This is a genomic window from Acidimicrobiales bacterium (assembly GCA_035533095.1).
Lineage (GTDB): Bacteria > Actinomycetota > Acidimicrobiia > Acidimicrobiales > Palsa-688 > DATLUM01.
This window is the reverse complement of the sequence record DATLUM010000096.1, coordinates 63246-72329: the sequence shown is the minus strand read 5'-3', so window position 1 is coordinate 72329 and position 9084 is coordinate 63246. Positions and strand designations below refer to the sequence as shown.

General features: G+C 67.3%; 6 protein-coding genes and 1 tRNA gene. 5 read left to right on the top strand and 2 right to left on the bottom strand.

Features of this window, described 5'->3' with window-relative positions; genetic code table 11:
* A partial coding sequence (locus tag VNF71_12405; protein HVA75354.1) for a tyrosine-type recombinase/integrase occupies positions 1-861 on the bottom strand: 861 nt, incomplete at its 3' end.
* 464 nt (positions 862-1325) lie between these two features.
* Between VNF71_12405 and VNF71_12400 the strand changes: the two genes are divergently transcribed.
* Positions 1326-1399, top strand: a tRNA-Thr gene (locus VNF71_12400).
* 90 nt (positions 1400-1489) lie between these two features.
* On the opposite strand, the gene VNF71_12395 is transcribed toward VNF71_12400, so the two are convergent.
* Positions 1490-2929, bottom strand: a complete 1440-nt coding sequence (locus tag VNF71_12395; protein ID HVA75353.1) for an alkaline phosphatase family protein — start codon at positions 2927-2929, stop codon at positions 1490-1492.
* 386 nt (positions 2930-3315) lie between these two features.
* Here VNF71_12395 and VNF71_12390 point away from each other — a divergent pair, with 386 nt between their 5' ends.
* The 4 genes from VNF71_12390 (at position 3316) to VNF71_12375 (ending at position 9057) form a co-directional block, all read left to right on the top strand.
* Complete coding sequence (locus VNF71_12390; GenBank protein ID HVA75352.1) at positions 3316-4545, top strand: hypothetical protein; 1230 nt, start codon at positions 3316-3318, stop codon at positions 4543-4545.
* 71 nt (positions 4546-4616) lie between these two features.
* Positions 4617-7589: an FtsX-like permease family protein gene (locus tag VNF71_12385; GenBank protein HVA75351.1), complete on the top strand. Its 2973-nt coding sequence runs from the start codon at positions 4617-4619 to the stop codon at positions 7587-7589.
* On the top strand, positions 7586-8425 hold the full coding sequence (locus tag VNF71_12380) for an ABC transporter ATP-binding protein (protein HVA75350.1): 840 nt from the start codon (positions 7586-7588) through the stop codon (positions 8423-8425). Before VNF71_12385 ends, VNF71_12380 begins: the two co-directional genes overlap by 4 nt.
* Positions 8422-9057: an ATP-binding cassette domain-containing protein gene (locus tag VNF71_12375; protein HVA75349.1), complete on the top strand. Its 636-nt coding sequence runs from the start codon at positions 8422-8424 to the stop codon at positions 9055-9057. Before VNF71_12380 ends, VNF71_12375 begins: the two co-directional genes overlap by 4 nt.
* The last annotated feature ends 27 nt before the right edge of the window (positions 9058-9084 follow it).

The following is a 9084-nucleotide window of genomic DNA, read 5'->3' as shown; positions in this document are numbered from 1 at the left end:
GGTGTAGCGTTGTGTGGTTTCGAGGCGGGCGTGTCCGAGCATTTCGGCGACGTAGCGGATGTCGGCGCCGCCTTCGAGCATCAGGGTTGCGACGCTGTGGCGGATGAGGTGACAGCTGCCGTGCTTGTCGATGCCGGCTTGTTGGATGTAGCGGTGGACGCGCCGGCTGAGCCAGTCCTTGCAGATCGCTGTTCCGACCGAGGAGATGAACAGTTGCTCGGGGTTGGTGTCGCCGGCGAGGCGGGGTCGGGAGAGGTCTGCGTAGAGGCGTGCCCAGAACAGGGCTCGTTCTCCGATGGGAACGTAGCGGTCTTTGGCGCCTTTGCCGGAGCGGATGAACAGGGTGCCCCTGGCGTAGTCGACGTCGCGGGGGGTGAGGGCGATCAGCTCGGCTCGTCGTATGGCTGTGGAGTAGAAGACCTCGAGGATCGCCCGGTCCCGCAGTCCGAGGGGGCGTGTGATGTCAGGGACGGCGAGGATGGTGGCGATCTCGCTTGCGGAGAGGGTGGCTTCGGGAAGTGCCCTTTCGGCTCTGGGCATGAGCAGGTCGATTGCCGGGTCGACGGTGATGCGCCCTTGGCGGCGCAGCCAGGCGAAGATTTGGGTTATGGGGATGAGTCGTTGTATCTGTGTGGCGACCTCGAGCGGGTGGCCATCGGTCTGGCGGAGCTGGTAGAGGTGGTCCTGGTACGCGCTGATGTGTTCTTTGACTACGTGCTGGGTGTCGGTGAGTTCGAGGCGGCCCATGAACTCGAGGAAGTACCCGAGGTAGTAGCGGCGACTCGTGATCGTGGTCCGGGCGTAGTTGTGGACCGCCATCCATTCCAGGTAGTCGGTGATATCGGTAGCGAGCGATGCCATGGTGTCCTCCATTGGAACCGGTCCGCGGGGTCGAGACGAGCATCTGCGTGCTCTCGGGCCAAGTGCCATAAGAGCTGCTGTCGGCCCCAACCCACTGTCCGAGCCCATAGCCTGGGGTGTGCAACCCGAGCACCGGGCACTGCGCGGCTCTCACCGCCAATCGGACCGGACGTGACCCAAGGGCTGCAGCAAGCAAATGGATCAGCTATTGGGTCCCCTCGGAGCTCCTGGTGCAGTCGCTGTCGGTGATCGGCCCCGAAGGTGCCTTGACGGTTGTGACCCCCGGCTGGGTACGGGTCCCACCGCTGCCGGCTGAGCCAGGCGGCTGCTTCGATTCGGGGCCCAAAAACCCAACATCTGACCCAACAAACACGTTGCAATATGTCATCGGCTGTCGCACCTCGTCGCTGCTGTGGCCGGAAACGCCCAGGTCAGACCGCTAAACTGCGACGCGCCGGGACAGCGAGCACCGTTCAGCAACCCCGCTGAGCCCACTCGTAATGCGTAGGTCAGGGGTTCGATTCCCCTCTCGGGCTCAGGTTTTTCGGTAGCAGACCCTCCTCGTGTCTAGTCTCTGATCACTTCACTCGGTGTCGTCGGAGCACCGCCTCGTCACCGGTCTCGGTAGTCAGTATCGGCGCCAGACTCCCGGTCGGGCCGGAGCCGACATCTTGGGTGGGACGGCGAAATAGGGCGGCCCGTCCAAGTCGAGCATCTCCCAAGGCGCGGTAACGGAAGCGTCACGTCGCGTCAGGCTCGGTAGGTTCCACTTCTCTTCGATCATCCTCAGGGCGGACGTGTGGTCGAAGACCGTGGACGTCACGAAGTCGGGGCGGGCGCGGGGGCTGATCATGGCCGCTGGCACCCGAAATCCGTAGCGGTCGTAGGCACCACCGGCGTCGTCCTGATGGCGAAGAGACATCCACAGGTGGAGATGTCGTCCGACCCACTTAAGAGCTCCTTTGCTGTCGGCCAGACTGTGAGGGGGCACATCGTCAGGCGGGACGGCTGCCGGGGGCGGAACGTGGTCGAAGTAGCCGCCATGCTCGTCATAAAACCAGATCAGGACAGTGTGCGACCACGCCGGACCATGCATGACGGCGTCGATGACATCGGCCGCGAAGCTCTCCCCGACCTGTATGTCCTGGGGGTTCTCCTCTGAGCACGTGTCGAAGTCGGGATCGACGATGCTGACCGCCGGCAGGTGGCCTGATGCGGCATCTTTGAAGAACTGGTCGATATGCCGGAGGTGACCAACCGTCCGAGCCAGCCCTAGTGGATAGACGTTGGCCGTGCAGCGAACATGACCCTTGGCCCGATAGTCGACGCGGGTTAGGAGACCGCCGAGGGTGTGGGCGGCAACCCGCCTTCCGCGAACGCCCGCCTGCTCACGCCAGAGCTGTAGTGGCGGAACGTGGTGGTAGTTCACCCATGACACCCGGTACCGGTTGAGCAGGTCGAAGATCGTGCCGGTCCGAGGATGGTCGATGATGCTGGCGATCGCGTCGTCGATCAGTCCGTTGGCTGTGGCCGCGATCAGAAACCGGCGATTGGGAAAAGTGGGGCCCAAGCACGAGCTGAACCACCGGTCGGCCAGAGGAAACGTGCGTGCCAGGTCGTAATAGAAGGGCAGGTCTTCCTCGCCCCAGTGCCCCATGCCCAGGGCTGGATTGGTGTCGGGCGCCATGTCCTCGACCGCTCGAGCGAACCCGTCGTTGCGTCCTTCTGCGTATTGAATGTGACTCGACCGCCACGACTGCGACGGAGACACTGCATTCTGATCCGTTCGGCTGAATCGATAGGCCGGAATGGGTCGACCCTCATAGGTCCGGTTGACCGGCAGAGGCTCGGGAAGACCCTCCCCCCGCCCCAACCGGCCGAGGTAGTTGTCGAATGAGTGGTTCTCCATCATCAGGAGGATGATGTGTCGAAGCTCGGGAATCCGGTCCGTTCCCGGCGGCATCGATGGGTCGGGCAGGGTGTCGGCCTCACGGCCTTTCGAGCGCCGTCGGAGGCGCCACGCTCCTGAAGCCTGGTCCAGTCGGACCTGCATTTTCGAGGTGGTCATTGGTCGATTCGAAGCCGAAGCGCCGCGGAGCCCTACCTGCTGGGCTGGGGAACCCTGCAGTTATGGACTTCGGGATTGAGCACTGCCAGCAGGCGACTCGCCGAACCAGTCCGGCGATATGTTCGAGTGTGGGTGCCTGGGGCGTACATGACGGCCTCCTCGAGCAGAGTGCAGTTGACGTAGCACTACCCATTCCTGGGCTGATAGACCATCTAGCTAGCTGGTAGGTGGCCGTCATCGAACTCCTTGAGCAGCGTGGTTCCTACGACGTACCACTTGGTCGCGTCGACCGCTTCCCCGATTCCGACGCAGGGCGGGGCTTCCTCGCACCAGCCAACCGCATTTCCCCACGCTTGTAGCGCCGCGAGCCGTGCTATGACAGTTGTGTGACGGGGCAGCCTCACCGGGAAAGGCCACGCTTTCCCGCTCTCGATCCCGAGCCGCCCCCGGCACAACGCCGGCGCCGGCGGCTCCTGACGGCTTCGGTCGTAGGTGTGCTCGCAGCATCGTTGGCTGTCGGCCTGTCACTCGGCTTGACCGGCTCGGGTTCTCCCCACGGCCCATACGCCGCCGTACCTCTCGGCGCCCCCCCATCCGCCCGGGTAGTCGTGGTCACCCCGCAGGGCGAACTGGCGACCGCACGGATCGACGGGACCGACGTGGTCGCGATGGGCTCGCTCGGCAGGTTCGGCAACGGGATCCCGACGCCGTCCCCGGACGGCGACTATCTCGCCGCACCTGACGGGACGATCTTCTCGATCTCTGGTGGAACGATCGTGCGTGTTGCCACGCAGGTGCATCCAAACCAGCAGCAGGTCCTGTCGACGCGTGGTCCCTTCGCCGATCACGACCGAGCTGTCGTCCTGCTCACGGAGGGCCGGTTCGGCTCACCGACTGCAGACGCCGGACTCGACGTGATCCCGCTGTCGAGCGGTCAGCCTGTCGCGCTGGGTACCGCTGACGAGGCAGCTGGCGACCCGCAGCAGGTCGGAGCGTTCGTTTCGGTACCCGGCCAGGAAGTCGGCGCACCGGGCGGCCAGGTGGCACCGCCCGACTCGGCGGTGCAGCTGCGCGATGCCGGTTCTCCAGCCGTGACCCTGATCACGGCTGGGCAGGCGGCTGGGGCCGTCGGACTGGATCCAAGCGTCCCGGTGGTGCTGCATCCCACGCCGGACCCGCAGGGCGACATGGTGGCGGTAGGGGTCGCACCCGCCAGCGGGAGTCTCAGTGAAGGGATAGTCGTCGTCGACCGAACCGGTGCCGTCGAAGGCGAGATCCAGGTGGGCATCGGGCCAATCCCAGGTGCGCTCATCTCATGGTCACCACGCGGCTCGACGATCGCGTACGTGGCCGAGTCAAACGGTCCGGAGATAGCCACCTGGACCCTCGGCGGTGGCTCGTCCGTCCGTGCTCTTCCGCCGGGCGATCCCGGCGCGGCCAAATGCATCTGGTCGCGAGATGGGTCGGCCTTGCTGTGCCCGGCCGCGATCCCGCCTTCCGCCAAGGCGCGGTGGTACGTGGCGAGCGCCCCGTCCGGACCCATCGTCGCCGTCGCGGCACCGGGGCGCCCGATCGCCTGGCTACCGCAGGCACGTTCAGGTGTCGGGAACGTTTGATGTCGCTCGCGCGACTTGGACCAACCCTCAGAGGGATTCGTAGCAGGGCAGGATCTTCCGCGGTTGTCTTCGTGGTCGCGGTTGTCGCTGTCGCCGGAGCGGCGGCGGGTCCCATCTACTACAGCGCGGCCCAGACCTCGATCATGCGTGACGCCGTCGAGGCGGCGCCCGTAATTGGACGTGGCTTCGAGGTCGTCCAGAGCGGTCCGGTGGGCAACGGAACGGATGCGCTGTCCTCAACCGTCGCCTCCCTGACTGGTTCGTACAGCAAGCTGTTCGAGCCGGCGATCCTCTCCGTCGAAGCAACGGCCTTTGACAGCGCCGACCAGGAGGCCATCCCGCTGGTGTCGCGGACCGGCGTTTGCGACCACCTCAGATTTCAAGGATCCTGCCCGCACGATCATGGGCAGATCCTGATCAGCGCCTCTCTCGCCTCCACCAACAACTGGAAACTCGGTCAATCAGTCACCTTCGCCGCTTGGGGGCCGCTCACCGTGACCGGCATCTACCAGGCACCCGTGGCCACCGGTGATTACTGGTTCGACAGGGCGAGCAACTACTTCCCCTATGAATATCCGGCGGGGGGTCCGGCCGAGGTCCTTGCCTCCGCGTACGACGCGATGTTCACTCCGCCGTCGACGCTCGCCGGTGCACCCGCGAGCGCGCAGGGCAACGTGGTGATCGAGTCTCTGCTCGACCAAGGGGCCCTCCGCCCTGCCGAAGTAGCGGTGCTGAAGTCCGGTGTCACCAATCTGATCAACAGTCAAGATCTCCAGGCGACGCAAGCGGTGGCCACGAGCAACATCCCGCAGACGATGGCGGGTGTCACGCACTCATGGGCTTCGCTGGCGGTTCCGCTCGTCGTGATCACATTGCAGTTACTGGTGCTGGCGTGGCTGGTTCTATTCCTGCTCGTGGGCGACGCGGTTGCTGCGAGAGGGCCGGACGTGGCGCTGGCGAAGCTGAGGGGATTCGGGGGATGGAGGACGGCGGCGTTCGGTCTCTTCGAACCTTCACTGGTCGTTGTCGCAGCGCTGCCGGTCGGCGGAGCGGCGGGCTGGGGGCTGGCGTTGGTCCTGGGTCACGTACTGCTCAGACCCGGCACGCCGACCAGTTTCCCGACGCTAGCGATCGCGACAGCGGCAGTCGCGACCGCGGCCGGCATCGTCGCGGTCGTCGTGTCCGCGTTGGGGACGCTGCGCCGCCCCGTCCTCGACCAGTGGCGCAAGGCGGAGGGCAGACCGAGAGGACGGACATGGGTCTTGGACACGCTGCTGCTGACCGGCGCGGCTGCAGGCCTGATCGACCTTGTCCTGGGAGGACAGATCGACTCTGCTCATCACAGCGCGTTGAGCCTTCTCGTACCGGGGCTGCTCGGTCTCGGAGTGGCCGTCGTCGCGTCCCGCATGCTGCCGCTGGTGTGCCGTGCTCTTGCCGCCAGCCGGATCGGGAACGGCATCGCGACGTTTCTCGCGCTACGCCACGTGGCGCGCCGCCCTGGAGGTGCGCGCACGACCATCCTGCTCGCGACGTCCTTCGCGGTAGCGACCTTCGCCGTGTCGGTGTGGGCCGTGGAACGCTCCAATTACAGGGCAGCCGCCGGGGTCACCGTCGGGGCGCCCGCAGTGCTGACCGTACAAGTCCCGCAGGGGCGGGACCTCGGTTCGCTGGTGGCCCGGGCAGATCCTTCCGGGCGCCGGGCCGCTGCCGTGGACGTCTACTCGGCTTCGGGCTCCACCACCTTGGCCGTTGACGCGCGACGCTGGGCGGCGGTCGCTTCCTGGCCGGGTGACAAGCGCTTGCTGTCCCGGATCCAGCAACTGCTCGCTCCTCCGACGGCCTCGCCGTTGATCCTCAACGGTGACTCGGTCCGCGTCAACCTGTCGGTTTCCAGCCTGACGCCGGCCGGCACGACGATGGTCCTGGACGTGCAGACCCCGACGGGGTTAGGGGAGACCCCCGTGCAACTCGGTGCTCTCCCCCAGAACGGGGACTTCACGGCCTCGGCAGCGATGCCGGCGTGCCCCTGCAGGGTCCAGGATCTGACGCTCGTACCGGATCCTTCGCTTGGCGGAGGAGAACAGTTCGACGGCAGCATGACCGTGCGTTCATTCGAGGTTCACGACTCCACGGGCTGGCACCAGGTGGATGCGAGCTTCTCGGCGCCCGGCGACTGGCGGGCGTCGGGGAGCAGGGCCGGCGAGAGAGCCGGCTCGTCACCCGGCGGTCTTGCCTGGTCTTGGAGCCTTCCCGGGGTCGTCGACGCCACGGTGGCCTACGCTGATGTACCCGAGACTCTGCCGGCGCTAGCTCCCTCCAGCACTGCTGCGCGTCCGGGCGAGCTCACCGCGTCCGGCCTGGACGGCCACGACCTCCCCGTCGACGTCGTCGCTGTCGCCAAGGCGGTTCCCGGGCTGGCGACCGGCGGCGTCGTGGTGGACCGGCGCTTCGCTGAGATCGACGCCGGCGGGAACCTCGCCCAGGTCGTGCAACAGGTCTGGGTCGGAAACGGTGGGAACACGACCGCCATCGCGTCGCGTCTGCGGTCGGAGGGGGTGCAGGTGACGGCCATCCAGACACAGCAGGACAGCGCGGCCGCGTTCCGGCGGGCCGGACCCGGGCTCGCGGGTGTTCTCTTCCTTGCCGAGGCAGCGCTGGCGGCGGCGATGGCAGCCGCCGGCGCGATCCTCGGACTCGCCATCTCGGCCCGCCGGCGCCGCTACGAGATGGCATCCCTGGAAGTCGTGGGCATAGGTTCTCGCACCCTGTCGCGGTCGGTCGTCATGGAGCAGGTGATGATCCTCGGATATGGGGTGGTCGTCGGCATAGCGACAGGATTGGGCGCCGATGCGCTGGTGCTGCGGGTACTGCCCGAGTTCACGTCCGCCCCCCCCTCGTCGGTCCTCTCCTACGCACCCCCTGCAGGTCTTCTGACGAGCGTGCTGGTTATCGGTGCTGCGGCCGTGGTTGCAATAGCCGCGATCGCCGGCGCCGTCCTGGTCAAGGGGACAAGACTCTCGCAGCTGCGGGAGGGCGCACAGTGAACCCGCCGGCGGTGCGCTGCAACGGCCTGGTCCACGTGTACGGGACCGCCGGCCAGGAAGTGACCGCCCTGCGCGGGGTCGACCTCGAGGTGGCCGCCGGCGAGACCGTCGCGCTCCTGGGGCCATCGGGCGCCGGCAAGTCCACCCTGTTGTGGATCCTCGCGGGCCTCATCCGCCCGACCGCCGGCCAGGTCAGCGCCGCCGGGCATGACCTGCGATCACTCACCGCAAAGGAGGCTGCTTCCATGCGCCTCCGCGAGGTGGGCATCCTCTTACAGAACCCGGCCCGAAACCTTCTCGCTTACGAGACCGCTCTCGGCAACGTCGTCTTCGCGCAGGGGCCCACCCGCCGCACGCCCACCGCGAAGCGCCGGCGGGCAGGCGCGCTGTTGGAGGCGGTCGGACTGGCCAGAGCAGCCAACCGGCGCGCCGGGACCCTCTCTGGAGGCGAGCAGCAGCGGCTCGGCATTGCCGTCGCGCTCGCCAACGGGCCGCAACTCCTTCTCGCCGACGAGCCGACCAGCCAGCTGGATCACGCGTCGGCCTCGGTGGTGCTCGATCTCATCCGGGCCGCGAACGAAGACCTCGGCACCACGGTGGTCGCCGTAACGCACGACTCCGCCGTCAGTCAAGCGGTCGGCAGGACAGTAACCATCAGGGACGGTCGCGTCGGAGCGGAAGGCAGGGCGGGAGAGGAGTTCGTCGTCGTCGGGCGCGACGGCACCGTCCAGCTACCCGAGGACATCATGGATGTGCTGCCGCCGGGCTCGCTCGCCAAGGCGGAACGCACCGACAACGGCGTGGAGCTCACCCGTGTCGACCCGGAGGACCTGTGACTGCAGTTCTCGAGGGACGTTCCCTCCGCTACCAGCTGGGCGCCACCGTGGTCCTCGACGGCGTCGACCTCGAGCTCGCCGCCGGCGAGAAGCTTGCCGTGGTAGGGCCCTCGGGTTCCGGCAAGACGACGCTCCTCGCCCTGCTCGGTGGCCTCGCCCGGCCGACCGCCGGTGAGGTCCGCGTCGAAGGGGCACCGCTGCAAGGCCTCGCCGGACCGGCATTGGGCGTCGCCGTCGTGTTGCAGGGCTACGGGCTGGTGTCCCTCCTCACGGCCTCCGAGAACGTCGAGATAGCGGTTCGGGCGGCCGGCGGGTCGTTGGCCCAGGCGCGCGGCAGGACCGCCGAGGTACTGGCTGCGGTCGGGCTCGCCTCGCACGCCGGCCAGCTCGTGGACGACCTGTCCGGGGGCCAGCAGCAGCGGGTTGCGGTCGCGCGCGCGTTGGCGCAGGAGCCGCGAATCCTGCTGGCGGACGAGCCGACGGCGGAGTTGGACGCCAAAATGCGCAGCCTCGTCCTGGCGCGCATGCTCGAGGTGACCGACCGCGGCACCGCCCTGGTCCTGGCAACCCACGATCCTGACGTTGCCGCTCGCTGCGATCGGATCCTGGACCTCGGCGCGGGGAGCGGCTGACCGCTCACCCGAACCGCCTCCACGTAC

Bases quoted from the DNA above. Each gene is read 5' to 3' on its own strand.
- VNF71_12395 (HVA75353.1), bottom strand. From the start codon at position 2,929: ATGACCACCTCGAAAATGCAGGTCCGACTGGACCAGGCTTCAGGAGCG.